This is a genomic window from uncultured Roseovarius sp., from assembly GCF_913057115.1.
In the GTDB taxonomy this organism is placed as follows: domain Bacteria; phylum Pseudomonadota; class Alphaproteobacteria; order Rhodobacterales; family Rhodobacteraceae; genus Roseovarius.
The window spans coordinates 19,546-39,998 of record NZ_CAJXNN010000019.1 but is presented as its reverse complement, the minus strand read 5'-3'; the positions used below and the strand labels follow the sequence as shown (position 1 = coordinate 39,998).

The following is a 20,453-nucleotide window of genomic DNA, read 5'->3' as shown; positions in this document are numbered from 1 at the left end:
GAAGGCTTAGGGGCAAGCCAGCGCCGCGGTCAGGCTGTCAGGGCCGGTATAGTCCGCAACCGGGCGCGATGTGAGACCTGCACTGGACATGCGCGTCGACATGATCCGCGACCAATCGCCATTGGCGGTGATGATCTCCGGGCCGGTTGCGCAATGACGGATTCCGCCGGGAATGTGATCCCACCCGATTTTATGGTTGGTGAGGTCCAGCGCGGTGGCGATCTCGGTCAGTCGGCCCTTGTGGTAACGCCAAAGGCGCAGGGTTTTGGCCAAATGCGGCCGGTCGATATAGGCAAGCTCAATCGTCCCATCGCCATCCATATCCGCCGCGCCGATTGGCGCAAGCCAGCGGTTGCGCTGGCCGATATGGGGTGTGGCGGTGATCCGGCCTTCGGAGCCGTAAATGGCCAGCCGCGCGCCCTTTGTCAGGTTGGCCTCCACCGTGATCACCTCGGGCGCGCCATCACCGTCCAAATCAGCCAGCCGAGGCGCTATATCCTCGAAAACAAGATGCTCGGGCAATGTCATGGTCAGGCGGCGGCCATCCGCCAAGGTCAGGCGCAGCGCCCCCCATTCCACCGCGTCGCCCAAGACCCCATGCGCATAGCGCGTGGTGGGCGAGGCATAGTCCGCCTTGGTAATGACCTGGGCGCTTGCCGCCTGCGCCAGCAGCCCAAGGCACAGCGCCAACCATGCGCGGCGGGCGGGTGCCCGGTACCCACGCAACGGAAAACGCCGCGCCCCGCCCTTCATCAGATCTGCTTTTCGGGCATCTGCACTACCAGACCGTCCAATTCATCCGTGACCTTCAACTGGCAAGTCAGGCGCGAGCGTTCGGGATCAGGCTCATAGGCGAAATCCAACATGTCCTCTTCCATGTCGTCTTTCGCGGGCAGCTTTTCCACCCAGGCCGCATCGACATAGACATGGCAGGTGGAACAGGCACAGGCCCCGCCGCAATCGGCCTCGATGCCCGGAATGTTGTTATCCCGCGCGCCTTCCATCACAGTCAGGCCATTGGCGACCTCGACCTCGTGTTTCGTCCCGTTGTGCTCGATATAGGTGATCTTGGCCATCTGCTGCACACTCCCCTTAACTTGCGTGGCGATCTGTTTGAAATCCGGATGACTCCTAGCCAAGCGATATAGGTCAGGCCAGCCCCATTTGCGACTTCTGAGGAAAACAGTTGCGACAAATGCCTGATGTTCTATTTTTGTTCCAGATGAAGGCGATTTCTTCCTCCAAGGCCACGGATTGGCCCCGCCCGCCTGCCTGCTGCGTGGCGGCACAATTGCACGTGCCGCCCAACCATGCCCGCGTCACCGTGGCGGGGCTGGTGATCCTGCGGCAACGCCCCGGCACCGCCAAGGGGGTGATCTTTCTCACGCTCGAAGATGAAACCGGCGTGGTCAACGTGGTGGTCTGGCGCGCGCTTTACGAACGCTTCCGACGGGCGGTCATCGCCGGACGGCTTTTGCGTGTGACAGGCCGGGTGGAGCGGCAATCGGGCGTCACCCATGTGCTGGCCGACACGATCGAGGATATTTCCCCCCTGCTCGACCAACTGACCGCACCTGCCCCGCTTTCCCAAAACGACAAAACCGGGTAATATGCCGCAAAACCGCCCACAGAGGCCCGAGCATATGAAATCGCCCCTTGTCCTTCTGCCGCTACTGGCCGTGCTGAGCGCCTGCCAAAGCTCCCTGCCCCTGACCGGCCCGAACGAACCCGAGATCGTCCAGACCCTGCAAGAAGCGCCCCCGGGCGCCGCGCCCGGCACCTGCTGGGGCAAGGATGTGACGCCGGCCGTGATCGAAACCGTCACCGAACAGGTGTTGTTGCAGCCCGCGCAAGTCCGGAATGACGGCACCGTGGAAGAACCGGCGATCTACAAGACCGAGACCCGGCAGGCCATCGTGCAGGAACGCCGCGTGACATGGTTCGAAACCCCCTGCGCGAGTGTCCAGACGCCTGACTTCGTGGCCTCCGTGCAACGTGCGCTCAAGGTACGCGGGCTCTACCGCGGCCCTGTCACGGGGCAGATGGATGCCCGCACCCGCACCGCCGTGCGCGCCTACCAGAAGCCCGAAGGCCTCGATTCCGGCATCCTGTCACTGGCCGCCGCGCGTCGCTTGGGTCTGGCCACGGTGGAACGCCCAACCGAATGACGCGCCCTTTGACATCGCGCAAAGCGCACCGCACGCCCTGCCCCTAGCCTTGGCCCCATGTTCACCGGGAAAAGGCCCACCATGACCGATGACGCCAAGCTACACCGCATGATCGCCCGCGCCATCCGCGCGCCCTCCAGCCACAACAGCCAGCCTTGGCTGTTTCGTCCAACCGACGAGGGGATCGACCTGCTGGCCGATCGCACCCGCGCCCTGCCGGTCACCGACCCCGAAGATCGCGAGTTGACCATCAGCTGCGGCTGCGCGCTTTTCGGGCTGCGGGTGGCCGCCGCCGCCGAGGGTTTGGGCGCGGCCATCAGCCCACTTCCCGATGGCCCGGGCGAGGAACGGCTGGCGCATCTGGCGTTCAACGGCCCCGCCGAGCCGGACCTCCGTGACCTCGCATCGGTGATCGACATGCGCCAGACCTGGCGAAAGGCTTTCACAGATCAGGCGGTCGACACGGACAGCTTGACCACCCTGCAAGCGGCAACTGCGCGCGAAGGCGCATGGCTTGCCCCGCTTGAGACCGAGGAAACCCGCGAGGCCGCCGCGAAACTCGTGGCCGAAGGCGACGCCGCGCAATGGGCCGACCCGCGCTGGCGGCGGGAACTGGCCCAATGGATGCATCCACGTCGCGCAGGCGATGGCCTCACCCTGCCCGGCCTTGCCATCCCAATCGCGCGCATGGTTGTGCGCCGCTTCGATCTGGGCGATGGCGTGGCCGCACGCGATAGTGATCTGGCCGATCACTCGCCCCTTCTGGCCGTACTGGGCAGCGAAGGCGACAGCCCCGCCGATTGGCTGGCCACGGGACAGGCCCTCCACCACCTGCTTCTCCTGGGGGTCAAGGCCGGACTCGCGGCCTCCTATCTCAACCAACCGATCGAGGTGATCCACTTGCGCCCAAGGTTGCAGGCGCTCGCCGGGAAAACGGGTTATCCGCAAATCCTGCTGCGCATGGGACACGCCGCCATGGATCACGCCCCGTCGCCACGCCGCCCGGTTGACGACGTGGTGATCGACTAAAGCCCCCGTCGCGCGCGCCACAGGCTGAGCGGATAGCCGACCAGCGCCAAGGCGGCGCCCAGTCCGACCACCGCGCGCGCAAAGCCCACGGCATTCACCGGGTCGACCCGCGCGTAGACGATGTAAAACACCCCTCCGCCGAGCGCGGGCACCACAAGCACCGCCACGGCATAAAGCGCCCATACAGTGCCACGCCCACGACGTGCGGCAAAAAGCGCGCAGCCATAGACCGCCAGATAGATGCACAGAATGGTTATCAGCATAGCCTTGACCTAAAGCGTTTCGCGAAATGCAGCGCAACGCTCAATCGTTGCACGCGTTCCGCCTTTGGCTGATATCTCAGGTAAAAGGCGGAACGCTTTAGCCTCGCACAGCCGGATGTCAGCCCACCCTACCCGCACAAACAAAAAAAGGGGCGCGAAACCTATCGCGCCCCCTGTCCTGCAAACCAGAGCAATCAAAAGGATTGCGTCGTGTAATCCACTTCGTCGGGATAGAGCGTGTCCTCGATCGAAGTCGTATGCACCTTCTTGAGCATCCCGCCTTCGACCTTGCTGATATACTGGTGGCCAAAGACTTGGTGGGTCTTGCCGTTGAAGCGCTTGGCGCCCTGCGGATGCGCTTGGCTCAGTGGCATGTCAGTCATGGCCTCCACCGCCTCTATCAGGGCCGCACGGTCCTGAGGGCCGCGATAGCCCGCTGCCTCCATGCCCGCCTTGACCACATGCAGCGTCTCCCAACAACCGAACATATGCCCATAGGTCGAGACATCCGTCGGGTCGCTGACCGACGCGCCCCGCGAATCGACCCCCACGGCCTCGCGGTAAAACGCCTCGTGCTCGCTTTCATCGGGCTGGCTGTGGCGGCACATGCCTTCCCAGAAATGGCTGCCTTCAAGGAATTCCAAGCCGGGGCTGTCGATCGCCACCGCTTCAAGGCTGTCGATGAACCCGAACAACTCCGGCCCCTGCCCGCCAAAGAACTCGCCCAACTCCTTGACGAAGGTCAGAACGCCGGGGCCCACCATGACGTGATAGACGACCTCGGTCTCGCGCGGGATTTTCGGGAAATAGCGGGTGAAGGAGGTCTCCGAGGGCGGAATCGCGATCTTGGCCACAACCTCGCCGCCCTGTGCCTCGATGGCCGGGGCAAGGTTGTCGCGGTGATCATAACCAAAGCCATAATCGGGGAAGATCATGGTGACCTTCTTGCCAAGGTTCTCGGTGATGAAGGGCGCCATGGAAATCACCTGACTGCGCACATCGGTGATGCCCGGCTGCATGGTATAGCGGTTCAGCATCCCCGACGAGACATGCGTGCCTTCGGAGACCACGAAATAGGGCAATTTCAACTCCCCCGCACGCGGCGCCGAGCCGATCACGACGTGGCTGAACAGCGTGCCGAAGCCGATGTCGCAGTTGTGCTGGGTGGCGAATTTCTCGACCACTTCGGCACCGCGTTTGGGGTCGGTCCCGTCATCCTCGGCCACGATCTCGACCGGGCGGCCATTGATGCCGCCGCCCTCGTTGATCAGCTTCACCGCCGCCTGCGTGGTGCGGTCGTACCACCGTCCATAGGCCGCGCCGATGCCGGTGCGGTGGACCTGAAAGCCGATCTTGATGGGCTCGGAACTTTGCGCTTGGGCATAGCGCGCCCACATCGGCAGGGTGGCGGCTCCCGCCACACCCCCGGCAAGGGTCTTGAGCGCGCCACGGCGCGAGGTCGATGTTACGGATCTCGGGGTTCTGGGGCTTTTGGTGGTCATAAGACGCCTCCATTGGTGGTCAAAGGGGTATCTCACACACCCCGTCGCACCAATGGTGCGCCGCCGTGCTCTGCTTGTCCAGTGCTTTACCGGCTCACACACCGCGCGGCGAGGCCAAAAGCCAAAGCCCGAAGAAAGTATAGGCAATCATGAACAGCGCCAAGGGGGCCTGCCCCAAAACCGCGCGCCAGTTGTTGCCATGGCCCCGCACCGCCAAGGCATGAGCCAGCAGAATGGCGATCACATGCCCTACAACCACGGCCCCCGCCTGCGTCAGAAAGATCACCTTGACCGTGCCGGGCGTGTTGAAAAACCCCGTTGTTACATAAAACGTGCCAAGGTTGAGCAGGTCCGCGCCTTGGCCCATCGGGTCGGTCAGGAATTTGATCACATATTGCCCATCCACCATGAAAGAGGTGAGGTAATGCGCCACGTGATAGCCCAGCGCGATGGGCAGAATGGTGGGCGCATAAAGACAAAACACCTCGCCCAAGGGGCGGCGGGTGCCGGCGATCCGTTCGCCCAGCCAAAGACAGGCGGCAAAAGCGGTGATAAGCGCCGCATTGGCCACGATCAGCCCCAGAAGGTTCTGGGTGATCACAACCGACCGGCCCGGAAATTCCAGCGGATTGATGCCCAGAAAACCAAACCACCAGAAGGTTTCGTTCAGCCCGTCGAAACTGCCCGACCCCAGCATCAAAAGGATGAAAACCGCCAAGCCGAACCCCGGCCGCGGCCGCGCGAGAACCTGCCAGCCCCAAAGGCCCACCGCCAAGCGCCCGCGCGCCCGGCCCAAAAGGCCCATGCGTCCATAGGCGCGCATCAAAATGGTCAAGGCCTCGGCCCGCAGCATCCAACGCGGGCCAAACAGCGTCACCCCCATCAGTGTCAGGTACCAATAGCCGCCCACCGCCAAGGCAAGCCGGTCGGGGTCCGCCGGTGCCGGATCAGCCAGCAAAAACCCCGCAAAACACAGGAAAATCACCACGCCGGGCGCATGACCCAAGACGCGCGGGTAGCGGATGGGCGCGCGACTGCCCGTCACCCACCCCAAAAGCGCCACCAGGCCCGTCCACGGGTTGGTCCAGCGCCAGTGATTGCCCAACACCCCCTGAAGCGAGACCAAGCCGATCCAGAACACCGTCCAGACGAACAGCGGCAGGGGATTGACCGATGGATCATTCGATCCGCTGACCCCGCGCCAGACCAGAAAAGCCAGAAACAGCGTCGCCATCAGGCTTGTCGCATGCCGCAGGGGCAGGCCCCGCACCGCGACAACCGCCAAAGGTGCAAACAGCCGTGCCGCCACCCATGCCGGCAAAACCGCGAGCAAAACCACCGTCAGTGCGACACTGGCCACCCCCGCCCCGATATAGACATCGGTCGGCAACAGCAGGACAAACCCCTGCTCCGAGGCATGCGCCCAAAGCATCCCGGGCAGCAGCCCAAGGATCATGGCCAAGATCAAGCGCTGGTTCATCTTTCCCCCATCTGCGATTGGCTCCAGATTAGCCTGTCACACGCAGGGGCAAATGGGATAAATCACCGCGCCTTGAGCCTCATGACTCCCGCAATCCGCACCATTCGGCGATGAACAGCGCGATCACCTCGGTACAGCGCTGGACCGAAGCCAGATCGACCCGCTCGTCAAAACCATGGATCGCATCGGCCGTGGGGCCATAGCACAGCGCCGGGATGCCATGGTACAGCCCGTAAAACCGCGTGTCGGTCAGGGCGGTCCAAATCTGATCTTCCGGCCCCGCCTGCCCGGTTGCCGCCTCATGTGCTGCGCGCAACACCGCTTCGGGGGCCTCGGCCCCTTCAAGGGTAAAGCCATCAGCTTGAAACCCGGTCCAGACAATCTCGGGCGGGGTGTCGCGCAAAAACGGGTGCTCGGCGGCGGCCTTGGCCACCACCGCCTCGATCTGTGCCTTCCGCGTGGCCACGTCATCGCCGGGCAAAAGGCCCATCCGGCAATCCACATCGCACCACGCCGGCAAGGACGAGGTCCAGTCACCGCCCCTGATCATCCCGGCATTGAAATTCAGCGGATGCTCTACGCCCTTGTACAAAGGATGCATCGCGGCTTCGGCATTCCATGCGGCCTCCATCTCTTGCAAGGCACTCACCAGATGCATCGCCGCCGTTATGGCACTCGATCCCGTTCCGGCATAGGCCACATGCGCGGGCCGCCCCCTGACCTTGAGGCGAAACCAGATCGCGCCGACCTGCGCCCGCACAAGCCCAAGGCCCGTAGGCTCGGGAATAAAGGCGCAGTCGGCGCGATAGCCGCGCGCCAGTGTCGCCACGGCCCCAAGCCCCGAGGATTCTTCCTCGACCACCGATTGGTAATGCAGCCGCCCCATGGGCGCATATCCTGCCCGGCGCAGGGCATCGACCGCGAAAAGCGCAGCCACCTTGCCCGCCTTCATGTCACCCGCACCGCGCCCGTACATCCAGCCATCGCGCAGTTTTGGCGCATAGGGCGGCGTCTGCCACATATCCTCAGGGCCTTCAGGCACCACGTCCAAATGACCTTGCAGGATCAAGGAGCGCCCTTCACCCGCGCCCTCCATCGTCCCCACGACCGAACGCACCGACGGCACCTCACCCGCGCAATCGACAAATCCCGGTTCATCACGCAGGTCATGGGCGCGAACCGTCCAGTCGTCCACGTCCCAACCCCGCCCACGCAAGGCCCCGGCCATGAAATCCAAAGCCGCACCTTCATTGGGGCGCACGCTGGGAATGGCCGTGAAGTCGGATAAGAACTCAACTTGTCGTTCGAATCCCGCCTCGACAGCCGCAACAATCTTTGCGCGAACCTCCGGTGACGTTTTGTCCATGATCATTTGACTCCCCTTGTGTGACGCCACTCAGCCACCGCTGCCACGGCGCGTCAAGTTCCCGGCGCAGACAAAAAAACGGCGGCGCTCAGGGAGGAGGAGGAGAGCACCGCCGTTCTTTTCACGTCCGATCCAGGGAGGAGGAGAGGATCAGCCGTTCATCTTGTCCGGACCTCAAGATGGTCCGGGGTATTTTGGGCGGCGGCCCTCAGGGAGGAGGAGAGAGCGCCGCCGCCATTCACGAATGCCTCAGGGAGGAGGAGAGAGACATTCGATTCCGAATTTCCTTAGCGCATGATGCCGTAGGTGGCTTTCAACGCTTCCGCCCGCAGGCCCGACCGGTGCAGGCCAAGATCCGCCAAGGTCCGGTCATCCAGATCGCGAAGCGTCTGCAGCGTCTTGCGGTACAGGCGGTAATCGTCGATACGCTGGAAGAACTGGCTTACAGCGGCGCTGATCTCGAGGGCGAGGGCCGCGTTCGAGGCCCGGGTGTCATGTGCGAAGGTCATTGTCTTATTCTCATTTGCACCGAAGTGCGTCGCGTTTCGTTTGTTGATCCAAAGATAACCCAATGCTGCACTTGCACAATCCCCGAATTCTCAATGCTGCCATGCAGCAAATGCATACGCATTGCTGACCTAACGTTAAGCAATAAGGTGAATTTTTCATCAATCTTTACGCACCCCCTTGCCCTCCGTGTCAAAGCTGCCACCTATTGCGGCAAAGCGATGAAGGGGGTGGCAAAAATGGCAGCGACACGCGACGCGATTCTCGATGAACTGAAAAAACTGGAGCTGCCAGACGGCGGCGATCTGGTCTCGCGCGACATGGTGCGCGCCCTGTCGATCGAGGGAGCAACCGCCCGATTCGTCATCGAGGCGCCCTCGCCCGCCATGGCGCAGCAAATGGAGCCGCTGCGCGCCGCCGCCGAACGCGCCGCCCTCTCGGTGCCGGGGGTGGATCACGCCAGCGTGGCGTTGACGGCGCATGACGGCGGCAAACAGCCCCCCCAAAAAGAGGCCCCCAGCCTCAAGATCGGCGGCCACCCCAAGGGCGGCAACGAACCGGTGCGCCCTGCCGGGGTCCGCTCGATTCTCGCCGTGGCCTCGGGCAAGGGCGGCGTCGGCAAATCCACGGTGTCCTCGAACCTCGCCGTGGCGCTGGCCAAGCAAGGCCGCCGCGTGGGCCTGCTGGATGCCGATATCTATGGCCCCAGTCAACCTCGCATGATGGGCGTCAATCAGCGCCCGGCCAGCCCCGATGGCAAGATCATAGAACCGCTGCACGCCCATGGCGTCACGCTGATGTCCATCGGCCTGATGCTGGACCCCGACAAGGCCGTGGTCTGGCGCGGCCCCATGCTCATGGGGGCGCTGCAACAGATGATGACGCAGGTGAACTGGGGCGAATTGGACGTCCTGATCGTCGACCTGCCTCCCGGCACCGGCGATGTGCAATTGACCCTATGCCAGAAATCCGCTCCCACCGGCGCGCTGGTGGTCTCCACGCCACAAGACGTGGCGCTTCTGGATGCGCGCAAGGCGATGGACATGTTCAACACCCTGAAAACCCCGGTACTCGGGCTGATCGAGAATATGTCCACCTTCCACTGCCCCGAATGCGGACACGAGGCGCATATCTTCGGCCATGGCGGGGTTCAGGCGGAATCCGACAAACTGGGCATCCCCTTTCTCGGTGCCCTGCCCATCGACCTCGACACCCGGCTGGCCGGGGATGCCGGTACACCAATTGCCGCAGGCGACAGCCCCATGGCTCAGGCCTACGCCCAACTGGCCGATAGGCTCGTGCAAGGCGGAATGGCTTAGCGCCCGATTTCTTGAAAAGAAATCGGACCGAAATCTTTTAAAGATTTCGGTCCAAAGGGGTTAGTGCAGCACCCGGCCCCGCCGCGCCCGGCCCCTTGCGCCGCGCACCGGCACGCAGGCCGCTTGCAGAAATTCAACAAAGGCGCGCGCCGCCGGGCTCGTGGCCTCCTGTGCGGCCTCGGTGGCCAGAGCATCCCGTGCCGCCTGCGGCGTCGCAGCCCCCGGCATGGCAAAAACCCATTCCAGGAACCCAAGGCGCGCGGCACTATCGGCCTCGGCCCCGGTTTCGGGCATCGCTTCCAATCCATCCAAAATCTGGGTAACGCTCACTTCTACTTCTCTTCCCCCGGCCACACCCCGGGCCGGTCTGGGGCGAGGGGATGTTAAGGGAAGCGGTCCATGACACGCGCCCGCACCGCCCCCCGCGGCTTGACGTGACACAAGGCTGGTTTCCGGGCTTGGCGGGTCTGGCAAGGGCGCCTTCCCGGACCATGGCGGCGGTCCAGTGGCTTGATGCCCTTGCCCCCATCCTTACCGTTGCGGGGGCAGCGCCGGTCTCTCACCGGCTTCCCAATTCTCCGCACCCCGAATGACCGGTGTGCAGCACCTTGATAAGAAAACTCTGTCGCAGGCCGCAGGCGCACGCAAGGATTCTTTCACCTTGCGACGCAATTGCCCTTCACCCTTTTGTGGCCGACACCGGCGGGGTCACGGCACGGCCCTTCAACACCGCCTCGCGCCAACTGATGAAGCTCACCGCGCCGACAATCACCATACCGCCCAGCACGACATATGGGTCCACCCCTTCGTTGAACACCAAGGCCCCAAGTGCCACCGCCCAAACCAGCTGCAAGAAGGTCACCGGCTGCGTCACCGCCAATGGGGCCGCCCGGAAGGCCAAGGTCATGGTGAAATGCCCGCCCGTGGCAAGGCAGGCCACTCCAAAGAGGATCAGCGTTTCCCACGCCGTGGGCCAGACCCACTCCATCGCCGCCAAGGGGGCTAGGCCGATGGTCACGGTGATCGACAGCATCGCCACCACCAGACCGGGGCCCACTTCCTGCGAGAGCCGCTTGGCCGTCAGGTAAGACGCGCCAAAGAAGATCGCCGTGAAAATCATCGCCAGATGACCGGCCCCAACCTCGCGAAAGCCCGGCCGCAGGATGATCAGCGCGCCAATCAGGGCCACGACAATCGCCAAGACCCGCCGCAGCGCCAGCCGCTCCCCAAGGAACAGGGCCGCCCCCAGCGTGACGTAGATCGGTGAAAGGTAGTTCATCGCCGTCACATCGGCGATCGGGATTCGCGCCATGGCATAAAACCACAGCACCACGCCCAAAGTATGCGCCAGCCCCCGCAATCCGAACAAAGCCATAACACGCTTGCCCGGGCGTAAGCGCCGCAACTGCCCCAGCACCGGAAGCAAGAAAACCAAGCCCAATACATAGCGGATAAAGGCCGCCTCGGGCGCGGGAATGCGCGTCCCAAGGGTTTTGACAAGCGCCGTAACACCCACGAATTGCAGGCCGGTCACCACCATCCAGAAGATACCCCATCCGGGGCGATTGCCTTGGTCGGAACTCATGGTCGCATTTAGGGCTGCTTGGACAGGAATGAAAACCCCCTAAGGCAGCGGGATGAACTCATCGTCATCCCCGGGCGGCAATTGGAATCGCCCATGCGCCCAATCCCCCTCGGCCCAGGCCACCTTGGCCGCCTCGATCTTTTCCCGGCTGGAGGCCACGAAATTCCACCAGATATAGCGCGGCCCATTGAGCGTCTCGCCGCCCAATGCCATCAGCCGCGCGCCCTGCGCCCCCGCCGTCAGGGTGATCGCATCACCGGGGCGAAAGACCATCATACGGCCCGCCTCGAACACCTCGCCTGCCACGCTTACCGATCCTTGGGTCACATAAACCCCACGATCCTCGTGATCGTCGGGCAACGGCAGCTTCGCCCCCGCCTCCATCGTGACATCGGCATAGAACATCTCGGAAAATGTACTGACCGGCGCCTCCGCGCCCCAACCGCGCCCCATGATCAGGCGCAACTGCTTGCCCTCACCCTCCAGCACCGGCAACGCCTCCTGCGCATGATGCTCGAAACTGGCCTCGCGCTCCTCGGCCTGTTCGGGCAAGGCCACCCATGTCTGAATCCCGAACAGCTTGCTTTGTCCCTTGCGGGTGGCCTCGCTGGTGCGTTCCGAATGGGTCACGCCGCGCCCCGCCACCATCCAGTTCACCGCCCCGGGGTAAATCATCTGATCAGTGCCCAGACTGTCGCGATGCTGAAACTCGCCGTCATACAGATAGGTCACCGTCCCCAAGCCGATATGCGGATGCGGGCGCACGTCAATTCCCTGCCCCGTCAGAAACTCCGCCGGCCCCATCTGATCGAAGAAAATGAACGGCCCCACCATCTGCCGCCGTGGGGCCGGAAGCGCGCGCCGCACCTCGAAGCCGCCGATGTCGCGCGCGCGGGGCACGATCAGGGTCTCGATATCGTCAAGGCTCCCGGCCTCGGGGCATTGCGGCTCTAACGTGGGGTTCCAACTCATGGCATTCCTCCAATCTATCCTCACAAGAAGATAGCAAAGCCAAGCGCCCAATCACCCCGACACCCCCGCACATATTCTGTGCAAGCCCCTCAGCCCCACAAAAGTTTGGCCGCGATCCCCCACATGGTCAGCCCCACGATCAGGTCCAGCACACGCCAGCTTGACGGCCGCCGGAAAAACGGCGCCAAAAGCCGCGCGCCATACCCCAGCATGAAGAAAAAGCTGAAACTCGCCGTCACCGCCCCGGCGCCAAAACCCAGCGTGTCGTCATACTGCGCCGAGACCGAGCCAAGCAAAACCACCGTATCCAGGTAGACATGCGGGTTCAGCCAGGTCAGCGCCAGACAGGTCAAAAGCGCCCGCCGCAGACTGCCAGCCGCCTCCCCGGCCTCCAGAACCTCGCCACCGCGCCATGCCGCCAAAAGGTTTCTCGCCCCGTACCACAGCAAGAATGCGACACCACCAAAAAGCATCACCCGCTCGAGGCCCGGCACCGCCTGCGACAAGGCCCCGAATCCCAGCACGCCGGCTGTCACCAAGGCCGCATCCGAGGCTCCGCACAACAAGACCACCGGCAAGACATGCTCCCGCCTGAGCCCTTGCCGCAGCACAAAGGCATTCTGCGCCCCGATCGCAAGGATCAGCGAAAACCCCAGAAGATATCCGTCAATTACCGCCTGCATGCGCTGCCTCCTCTTTCATGCCGGGCTTGCTTAGGTGGCGCCACGCGATTACACAAATTAAAAACCTTACGCCTTCATAAGTACTTCTTATGCGTATCGACCCCAAGCACCTCACCGCCCTCGCCGCCATCCTGCGCAACGGCAGCTTCGAAGGCGCGGCCCATGATCTGGGCGTGACGCAATCAGCCATTTCGCAACGCCTCAAGGCGCTGGAGGACCGGATCGGCACTCGGCTCGTCACCCGCGGCACACCCTGTACCGGCACGCCGACCGGCAACCGCCTTGCCGCCCATGCCGATCAACTGGCCCTGCTCGATGCGCAGCTGACCCGTGATCTGGGGCAGGCCACGCCGGGCACCCGCCTGCGCCTCGCAGTCAATGCCGATAGCCTCGCCACATGGGTTTTGCCCGCACTGGCACAACTGGGCGAGCACGTGTTCGACCTTGTGCTGGACGATCAGGATGTCTCGGCCGATTGGCTCCGCCGGGGCGAGGTCATGGGCGCGATCACCGCCAGCGCCCGGCCTGTCACCGGCTGCGATGTCACGCCGCTGGGTGCGCTACGCTACATCCCTACCGCCAGCCCCGCCTTCATCGCGCGGCATTTCCCGGATGGGATCACGCCACAGGCCATGGCCCGCGCCCCTATGATGCGCTTCAACGAAAAAGACCGCCTGCAACACAACTGGCTCTCGCGGCATATGGGCCCCGGCCTCACGCCGCCCTGTCATGACATCGCCAGCTCCCAAGGCTTCGTCGACGCGGCCCGCCTCGGCCTCGGCTGGGGCCTCAACCCCGAAGCACTGGTCCGCACCGAGATCGCCCAAGGGCACCTCGTGCCGCTTCTACCGGGGGCCGAGGTCGACACCGCCCTCTACTGGCAATGCCCCCGCCTTTTCGCCGAAGCCCTCTCCCCGCTCACCCGCGCCCTGCGCGAGGCGGCCAAAAGCGCCCTGCATCCACTTGCCACACCCTGACCACTGGCTCAAACGCCGCTCTCTCTTTCCCCGGCGCAGGCCCCTCGCTAAACCAAGCCATGATCACTCTGCCCAACACCCATATCCGCGTTCTCGCCCCGGTCCCGGCGCTTGACTACTACGACAGTCAAAGCATCAACCTCCCCCACCCGGTCCGTCCACTAGAGGCTTGGGCTCTCGCCATGGCCGACCCACAGCCATTCATGCAACTCGCCTTCCGCATCCGCGATGCCATCTCATCGTGTTTCGGCGTCAAGAAAATCGGTGGCTTCAGCGGCAAAACCGTGACCAACGTCGAACCCGGCGACCATCTGGATTTTTTTCTGGTTGAATATATTGACCAGACAGCCCTCGTCCTGACCGAACGTGACCGCCACCTTGACGTGATGACCTGTATTTCATGCGATGGCCCCACGGTCAGCATCACCTCCTCGGTACGCATCCATAACTGGTTCGGGCGGGCCTACATGATCCCGGTGGGTATCGCCCATAAATGGATCGTACACGGCACGCTCAAGCGCCTGGCCTCGAAACTGTCCCCGAAGACCTGAACGATGCGGCCCGCGCCGAAAACAGACGATCACAGCGTGCCCCGGCGGCATTCAACCCGAGGGGCTGCATACGCTTTCGCGCCAAAACCGCAAAGCAATGAATGAAGCCGCAATCAAGGCCGCATACTCTTTGGCTCGAGGGCATCCAACGGAGGATTTGTCCACCATCCAGACAATCACTCAATAACTGCTCAAGGTCTGCATCCTCACTTGCACATCTCCTTTCAAAGTTCACCTCGGGGTGACACTCGCATGAAATGTATTAACAATGGCTTGCCGCGGCGCGCTTTACCCCAGTTCAGCCACAGGTTCAGTACAACCTGTACATTGTCGCCCTGCCCGGCCCGAAATTTTGTGCAGAAAACACGTACACTCTGTGCAATCCGTACAGAAACCCGCCAAGTTCCGTACGACTCGTACGACCGGCCAAACAAAACCCCCGATTTTCGTACGAAAACCGGGGGGCAAACGTACGAGTCGTACGATTCGGTGAAAATGCGCCCGTCCGGGCGCGAAAATCACTCGGCGGCCAGTTGCGCCATGACCTCGTCTGAGGCTTCAAAGTTGGTCGTCACGCGCTGCACGTCGTCGTCATCCTCAAGCGCGTCGATCAGCTTCATCAGCTTTTGCATGCCTTCAAGGTCCAACTCGGTCGTGGTCGTGGGCTTCCACACCAGTTTGGTCGATTCACTCTCGCCCAGTTCGGCCTCCAACCCATTGGAAACATCGTTCAAATCCGTATCCGCACACCAGATCGTGTGGCCATCCTCACCCGATTCCACGTCTTCCGCGCCGGCCTCGATGGCGGCCATCATCACCGTGTCGGCATCGCCCACCTCGGCCGGATAAGTCACCTCACCCTTGCGTTCGAACATGAACCCCACGCTGCCGGTCTCACCAAGGTTGCCGCCGTTCTTGGTAAAGGTCGAGCGCACGTTGCTGGCGGTGCGATTGCGGTTGTCGGTCATCGCCTCGACAATCACCGCCACGCCGTCAGGGCCGTAGCCTTCGTAACGGATTTCTTCATAGTCTTCCCCGTCGCCTGCGGTGGATTTCTTGATCGCCCGGTCAATCACATCCTTCGGAACGGAATTCGATTTCGCTTCCTTCACAGCCAGACGCAGGCGCGGGTTCTTCTCCGGGTCCGGGTCGCCCATCTTGGCGGCAACGGTTATCTCCTTGGAGAGCTTGGAAAAAAGTTTGGATCGCGCGGCGTCCTGCCGCCCTTTACGGTGCTGGATATTTGCCCATTTAGAATGGCCGGCCATGGGGTCTCTCCCTCGGGAATTGCGTGAGTTTCGCCTGATATAGGCCACTCCCCCCCAAGCCCGCAAGCCGGTTGCAAACCCTCGGGATTTCCGTTTGGCTGAAAACGACAATGGAGGCGCGCCAGTGACCAGTGACCAGATTATCCTTTTCAGCCTCTTCGGCCTGCTCTTCACCTTGCTGCTCTGGGGGCGCTATCGCTATGATATCGTTGCCTTTTCCGTCCTCCTTCTGGGCGTCATCCTAGGCGTGGTCCCCACCGAAGACGCCTTTTCGGGCTTCGGCCATCACGCCACCATCATCGTCGCACTTGTCCTTGTGGTCTCGGCCGGGTTGGCCAAGGCCGGCGCCGTGCAGCTTATCACCAGCGTGGTTGTCGACAGTGGCCGGTCCTTGCAGGGCCACATCGCCGTTCTGGGCGGCGGAGGCGCGATTTTATCAGGGTTTATCAATAACGTAGCAGCTTTGGCCCTGCTGATCCCGGTCGATATGCGCGCCGCACGCAAAGCGGGCCGCTCACCGGGGCTAACCCTCATGCCGCTCAGCTTCGCCACCATCCTTGGTGGCATGGTCACCCTGATCGGCACACCGCCCAATATCATCATTGCCTCGATCCGGGCCGAGGAAATGGGCGAACCCTTCCAAATGTTCGATTTCGCCCCGGTGGGCGCTACCGTCGCCCTTGCCGGTATGGCGTTCATCACCTTGATCGGCTGGCGTTTCATCCCCAAACGCGCCACGAGAAGCGACCCGGCCGATGCCCTGCATGAAACATCCGCTTATCTTGCCGAGCTTTCGGTGCCCGAAGGCAACTCCGCCATCGGCGAACCCCTTGGTGCACTCTACGAGGCCGCCGACGAATCCGAAGTCGCCATTCTGGGGCTGATCCGCGATGGCAAACGCCGCTATGGCAGCGCCCGCAGCACCCGGCTTGAACCTGACGATATCCTTGTCATCGAAGCGCACCCCGACGCCCTGGATGATTTCCGGGCCAGTCAGGGCTTGGCCTATACCGATTCCGACCGCCGCGACGTGATCGAGGGTGAGGCCGAAGGCCTTGCCCTGATCGAAGCGGTGGTGCCCCGCGATGCGCGTATCGCCGAAACGACGGCACAGGCCATAGGTCTGCACTGGAGACAACGTGCCATAATCGTTGGCGTCTCTCGGCAGGGGCGGCGTATATCCGACAACCTGCGACGCGCCAAGATCAAGGCGGGCGACATTCTTCTGCTGCTGACCCCCGTGGACAGCGGCCCACAGATTGTCAACTGGCTGGGGTGCCTGCCTCTGGCCGAGCGAGGCCTGTCGATCACCAAGCAAAACAAGGCATGGCTGGCGATAACGCTTTTCGCCGCCGCCGTGGGCGCGGCCACCTTCGGGGTCCTCAGCCTGCCGATCGGCCTCGGGGCCGTGGTCATGGCCTATGTGCTGACGGGCATCATCCCCCTGCGCGAGCTTTATGACCAGATCGAGTGGCCGGTCGTGGTGCTGCTGGGCTCTCTCATTCCACTGGGCACCGCGCTCAATGACAGCGGCGGGGCCGATCTTTTGGCCGGACAGTTGATCGGGCTGACCGATGGCCTGCCCGGCTGGGCCATCCTTGCGATCCTGATGGCGGTCACGATGACCCTCTCGGATGTGCTCAACAACACCGCCACAAGCCTCGTGGCCGCCCCCGTGGGTATCGAAATGGCACGCCGGCTCGATGCCTCGCCCGATGCCTTTCTGATGGCCATCGCGGTCGCGGCCTCGGCGGCGTTCCTCACCCCCATCGGCCACAAGAACAATACCCTGATCCTCGGCCCCGGCGGTTATCGTTTCGGAGATTACTGGCGCATGGGCCTGCCGCTTGAAATCTTGGTCATCGCGGTATCCATCCCGGCGATCCTTGTATTCTGGCCACTGTAACCAAGCCGACCCCCGATTTCTTCAAAAGAAATCGGACCGAAATCTTTTGAAGATTTCGGCACCTTAAATCCATTTCGCCAAGGGCGGCAGGCTCATCAACACCGCATTGGCATCATGGCCCGTGGCAAGGCCAAACTTGGTGCCTCGGTCGTAGACAAGGTTGTATTCGGCATAGAGCCCGCGATGGACCAATTGCGCGTCCTTGTCGGCCGCGTCCCACTCCTGCACCCGGCGCCTTTCCACCAAGGGCAGGAAGGCGGGCAGGAAGGCCCGGCCAATATCCTGCGTCAGGGCGAAATCGGCCTCCCAATCGCCGGTATTGCGGTCATCCATGAAAATACCGCCCACACCCCGCGCCCGGTGCCGGTGCGGGATATAGAAATACTCATCCGCCCAATCCTTGAGCCACGGGTAAATATCCGCGCCATGCGGGTCGAGATGCGCCTTTTGCGTGGCGTGGAAATGGGCGGTGTCCTCGTCATACTCAATGCAAGGGTTCAAGTCCGACCCGCCGCCGAACCACCACGCCCCCGGCGTCCAGAACATCCGCGTGTTCATGTGAACCGCCGGCGCATGCGGGTTCTGCATATGGGCCACAAGGCTGATGCCGCTGGCCCAGAAACGCGGGTCACTGTCCATCCCCGGCACACCGCGCGCCGCCATGGCCTTTTGCGCCGCCTCGCCCAATGTCCCGTACACTTCGGAGACATTGACGCCGACTTTCTCAAATACGCGCCCGCCACGCATGACGCTCATCAACCCGCCGCCCGCGTCTGACCCGTCGTCGCTTTTGCGCTTGGTCTCACTCACCTCGAAACGGCCCGGCTCCGCATCGCTCAACGGCCCCTCGGCGTGGCTGTCTTCCAAGCCTTCGAAAGCGGCGACGATCTCATCACGCAGGCTTCGAAACCACGCAGCCGCACGGCGTTTTTCTTCGGTGAAATCGGATGTCATGGGCGTGTTCCTCCTGTCTTTGGCGTTCCCTAGCAGGCACCCCAAGCCAAGACCAGCCTCAGTGCGCAGGTGCCGCAACCGGGTCCAGCAAAGACCGCCCGCCATCCACCGTCATGATCTGCCCGGTCATGAACCCCGACCCGTCACACGACAGATACTGCACCGCCTCGGCCAATTCCGTGGGCGAGGCGATCCGTCCCAACGGCGTGTGCTCCTCGATGTCACTGCGGAAACTGCGGTTGTCGCGCAACGTGTCTTTCAGCGAGGCCGACATGACCGACCCGAAGGCCACCGCGTTTACCCGAATGCGGTGCGGCGCCAAGGCCACCGCCAAACTGCGCGTCATCTGGTCCAGGGCCGCCGTGGACACCGAATAGGCCAGCAGATCGGGATGCGTACGGCGCGCAGCAATCGACGACAGGTTGACGATGGTGCCCGCCATGCCCCCCTCCTTGCCCTCCGCCTGCTTGATCATCCGCTTGGCCACCAACTGGCTCAACCGAAGCGAGGTCAACAGGTTTTGCCGTAACAGCATCTCAACCGCGTCGTCATCGGGATTGAGCGGGTCCGAGGGCACCACCTGCCGTGACCCGTTGATCAGGATATCCACCTGATCGAAGGCATCAATCGTCGCCGACAAAAGGTTGGCCAAGGTCAGTTTTTCCCGAAGGTCCCCGGCGAAATAGCGGATATTGCTATCCTCCTTGTTTTCCCCCAATTCCTTGATCAGGCGCTCTTCGTCCATATCGGCGAACATCACATTCGCGCCCTTGTCGGCAAAGTGCCGCCCGATGGCTAGCCCGATACCATTGGCCCCGCCGGTGACGATGGCGGTCTTGCCGGAAATTGAAAATGACATGCGCGGAACACTCCTGTGGTGATTCTGCCGGTTGAACCTACGCCAAGCAGCAAAACCGGGAAAAGGGCTTTCTACCTATGCTTTCGCGCAGGCCGCGTGGCGCGCAGCACCTTGAAGCGATTGTCGCCGGTGATTTCCGTTACCTCACCAAACCGCTCGGACAGCGCGGTTTCATAGGGCAAATGCCGGTTTGCGACCATCCAAAGCTGTCCCTTGGGCTTCAGCATCCCGGCCGCCTGCGCAATGAAGGCACGGCCAAGGTCGGGGTCGGCGGCACGACCGGTGTGAAAGGGGGGGTTCATCACAACGCTATCCACCGGCTCGGGCGCGTGCCATGTTGTGGCATCGGCCCAATAGAACGCGGCGCGCGGATCACTTACGTTCTGCTTGGCGCAGTCCAAGGCGGCGTGATCGGCCTCCACCAAATGCACCCGCTCGACGCTTTCGCGTTCCAGAACCCGGCGGCTCAGGTATCCCCAACCGGCCCCTAGGTCGGCCACCACCGCTCCCAATTTCTCAGGCAAGTGATCGCCCAACAGCCGTGAGGCCGGGTCGACCCCATCGGCGGAAAATACCCCCGGCGCGGTGACATAACCGCCCGCAATTTCCTGCGTTCCTGCGACGGCCCAATCGGTGAAATGCGCGCCCGCCTCGAACCAGAACAATTTGCCATGCGCCTTGTTCACAGGACCCCAGACCGGCACTCGGCCCCGCACCGCTTTGAGGATCGAATCCACCCCGTCGGTCTTGGCCCCATCAACAATGACAATGCCCTCGCTTACCGCACAAGCCTTGGCCACAAGCGCCCGCGCCTGCGCCTTGGCGCGCGGCACAAAGACGACAGCGGCGGCATAGGTTCGCTGCGGCGCAACTGCACAGTTGAACTCTTGCTTGGCAAAGGCATCGACATCCGGCTTGAACCCGGTGATCACCTGCACCCGGCCCTTGGGAAGCGCCGACAGATCAGTGTCGCCTCGCGGCGCGAAAACCGCAATGCGCCCCACCTCGGGCAAGGCCAAATCGCCCGCCTCCACGGCCAGCGTCAGGCGAGACACCTGCGCCAC

At 62.9% G+C, this 20,453-nt stretch carries 22 protein-coding genes and 1 riboswitch; of the genes, 7 read left to right on the top strand and 15 right to left on the bottom strand.

The genetic code is table 11. The features are described 5' to 3' along the window. Positions 1 to 6: 6 nt before the first annotated feature. The gene (locus tag QZ498_RS09735) at positions 7 to 753 is read right to left on the bottom strand and encodes a VCBS repeat-containing protein (RefSeq protein WP_294621740.1); all 747 of its coding nucleotides are present in this window, start codon (positions 751 to 753) and stop codon (positions 7 to 9) included. Continuing rightward, on the bottom strand, positions 753 to 1,076 hold the full coding sequence (locus tag QZ498_RS09730; RefSeq protein ID WP_294621737.1) for a 2Fe-2S iron-sulfur cluster-binding protein: 324 nt from the start codon (positions 1,074 to 1,076) through the stop codon (positions 753 to 755). Before QZ498_RS09730 ends, QZ498_RS09735 begins: the two co-directional genes overlap by 1 nt. Before the next feature lie 146 nt (positions 1,077 to 1,222). Here QZ498_RS09730 and QZ498_RS09725 point away from each other — a divergent pair, with 146 nt between their 5' ends. From QZ498_RS09725 to QZ498_RS09715, 3 genes are all read left to right on the top strand, one after another. Beyond that, complete coding sequence (locus QZ498_RS09725; protein ID WP_294621779.1) at positions 1,223 to 1,609, top strand: OB-fold nucleic acid binding domain-containing protein; 387 nt, start codon at positions 1,223 to 1,225, stop codon at positions 1,607 to 1,609. A gap of 34 nt (positions 1,610 to 1,643) precedes the next feature. Continuing rightward, positions 1,644 to 2,168, top strand: coding sequence for a peptidoglycan-binding domain-containing protein (locus tag QZ498_RS09720; protein WP_294621735.1), 525 nt, complete (start codon positions 1,644 to 1,646; stop codon positions 2,166 to 2,168). An 81-nt stretch (positions 2,169 to 2,249) separates the two neighbouring features. Next, positions 2,250 to 3,197 carry a hypothetical protein gene (locus QZ498_RS09715; RefSeq protein WP_294621733.1) on the top strand — a complete coding sequence of 316 codons (948 nt, stop codon included), beginning with the start codon at positions 2,250 to 2,252 and terminating at the stop codon, positions 3,195 to 3,197. Here QZ498_RS09715 and QZ498_RS09710 read toward each other — a convergent pair. The 5 genes from QZ498_RS09710 to QZ498_RS09690 all read right to left on the bottom strand — a co-directional run bounded on the left by QZ498_RS09710 (position 3,194) and on the right by QZ498_RS09690 (position 8,317). Beyond that, a complete protein-coding gene (locus tag QZ498_RS09710; RefSeq protein ID WP_294621731.1) occupies positions 3,194 to 3,460 on the bottom strand; it encodes a hypothetical protein in 267 nt (88 codons plus the stop codon). The genes QZ498_RS09715 and QZ498_RS09710 overlap by 4 nt on opposite strands. 194 nt (positions 3,461 to 3,654) lie before the next feature. Beyond that, the gene (locus QZ498_RS09705; protein ID WP_294621729.1) at positions 3,655 to 4,962 is read right to left on the bottom strand and encodes an ABC transporter substrate-binding protein; all 1,308 of its coding nucleotides are present in this window, start codon (positions 4,960 to 4,962) and stop codon (positions 3,655 to 3,657) included. A 94-nt stretch (positions 4,963 to 5,056) separates the two neighbouring features. After that, entirely contained in the window at positions 5,057 to 6,442 is a 1,386-nt protein-coding gene (locus QZ498_RS09700) for a hypothetical protein (protein ID WP_294621726.1), read from the bottom strand. A 79-nt stretch (positions 6,443 to 6,521) separates the two neighbouring features. Beyond that, entirely contained in the window at positions 6,522 to 7,814 is a 1,293-nt protein-coding gene (locus tag QZ498_RS09695) for an ArgE/DapE family deacylase (RefSeq protein ID WP_294621725.1), read from the bottom strand. A 281-nt stretch (positions 7,815 to 8,095) separates the two neighbouring features. Further along, a complete protein-coding gene (locus QZ498_RS09690) occupies positions 8,096 to 8,317 on the bottom strand; it encodes a DUF1127 domain-containing protein (RefSeq protein ID WP_294621723.1) in 222 nt (73 codons plus the stop codon). A 237-nt stretch (positions 8,318 to 8,554) separates the two neighbouring features. Here QZ498_RS09690 and QZ498_RS09685 point away from each other — a divergent pair, with 237 nt between their 5' ends. Beyond that, positions 8,555 to 9,634, top strand: a complete 1,080-nt coding sequence (locus QZ498_RS09685) for an Mrp/NBP35 family ATP-binding protein (protein WP_294621721.1) — start codon at positions 8,555 to 8,557, stop codon at positions 9,632 to 9,634. 60 nt (positions 9,635 to 9,694) lie between these two features. Here the strand turns inward: QZ498_RS09685 and QZ498_RS09680 are convergent, their stop codons facing one another. From QZ498_RS09680 to QZ498_RS09665, 4 genes are all read right to left on the bottom strand, one after another. Continuing rightward, positions 9,695 to 9,964 (bottom strand): hypothetical protein, encoded by a 270-nt coding sequence (locus tag QZ498_RS09680; RefSeq protein ID WP_294621719.1) that lies wholly within the window; start codon positions 9,962 to 9,964, stop codon positions 9,695 to 9,697. A gap of 95 nt (positions 9,965 to 10,059) precedes the next feature. Continuing rightward, a riboswitch (cobalamin riboswitch) is annotated at positions 10,060 to 10,260 on the bottom strand. A 53-nt stretch (positions 10,261 to 10,313) separates the two neighbouring features. After that, positions 10,314 to 11,219 carry a DMT family transporter gene (locus QZ498_RS09675; protein ID WP_294621717.1) on the bottom strand — a complete coding sequence of 302 codons (906 nt, stop codon included), beginning with the start codon at positions 11,217 to 11,219 and terminating at the stop codon, positions 10,314 to 10,316. Between the two features lie 39 nt (positions 11,220 to 11,258). Then, a complete protein-coding gene (locus tag QZ498_RS09670; RefSeq protein WP_294621715.1) occupies positions 11,259 to 12,191 on the bottom strand; it encodes a pirin family protein in 933 nt (310 codons plus the stop codon). Positions 12,192 to 12,280: 89 nt separating this feature from the next. Further along, positions 12,281 to 12,874, bottom strand: coding sequence for a LysE/ArgO family amino acid transporter (locus tag QZ498_RS09665; RefSeq protein WP_294621713.1), 594 nt, complete (start codon positions 12,872 to 12,874; stop codon positions 12,281 to 12,283). Between the two features lie 89 nt (positions 12,875 to 12,963). On the opposite strand from QZ498_RS09665, the gene QZ498_RS09660 reads away from it, so the two are divergent. Beyond that, positions 12,964 to 13,851, top strand: a complete 888-nt coding sequence (locus tag QZ498_RS09660; RefSeq protein ID WP_294621711.1) for a LysR family transcriptional regulator ArgP — start codon at positions 12,964 to 12,966, stop codon at positions 13,849 to 13,851. Between the two features lie 59 nt (positions 13,852 to 13,910). Continuing rightward, complete coding sequence (locus QZ498_RS09655; RefSeq protein ID WP_294621709.1) at positions 13,911 to 14,402, top strand: DUF2867 domain-containing protein; 492 nt, start codon at positions 13,911 to 13,913, stop codon at positions 14,400 to 14,402. A 518-nt stretch (positions 14,403 to 14,920) separates the two neighbouring features. Here QZ498_RS09655 and QZ498_RS09650 read toward each other — a convergent pair. Beyond that, positions 14,921 to 15,670 (bottom strand): YebC/PmpR family DNA-binding transcriptional regulator, encoded by a 750-nt coding sequence (locus tag QZ498_RS09650; protein WP_294621707.1) that lies wholly within the window; start codon positions 15,668 to 15,670, stop codon positions 14,921 to 14,923. A 124-nt stretch (positions 15,671 to 15,794) separates the two neighbouring features. On the opposite strand from QZ498_RS09650, the gene QZ498_RS09645 reads away from it, so the two are divergent. After that, positions 15,795 to 17,576, top strand: a complete 1,782-nt coding sequence (locus QZ498_RS09645) for an SLC13 family permease (protein ID WP_294621705.1) — start codon at positions 15,795 to 15,797, stop codon at positions 17,574 to 17,576. Positions 17,577 to 17,639: 63 nt separating this feature from the next. On the opposite strand, the gene hemF is transcribed toward QZ498_RS09645, so the two are convergent. The 3 genes from hemF to QZ498_RS09630 form a co-directional block, all read right to left on the bottom strand. After that, positions 17,640 to 18,530 (bottom strand): oxygen-dependent coproporphyrinogen oxidase, encoded by an 891-nt coding sequence (hemF, locus tag QZ498_RS09640; protein WP_294621704.1) that lies wholly within the window; start codon positions 18,528 to 18,530, stop codon positions 17,640 to 17,642. Between the two features lie 58 nt (positions 18,531 to 18,588). Then, a complete protein-coding gene (locus tag QZ498_RS09635) occupies positions 18,589 to 19,389 on the bottom strand; it encodes an SDR family NAD(P)-dependent oxidoreductase (protein WP_294621702.1) in 801 nt (266 codons plus the stop codon). Between the two features lie 71 nt (positions 19,390 to 19,460). Then, entirely contained in the window at positions 19,461 to 20,453 is a 993-nt protein-coding gene (locus QZ498_RS09630; RefSeq protein ID WP_294621700.1) for a class I SAM-dependent methyltransferase, read from the bottom strand.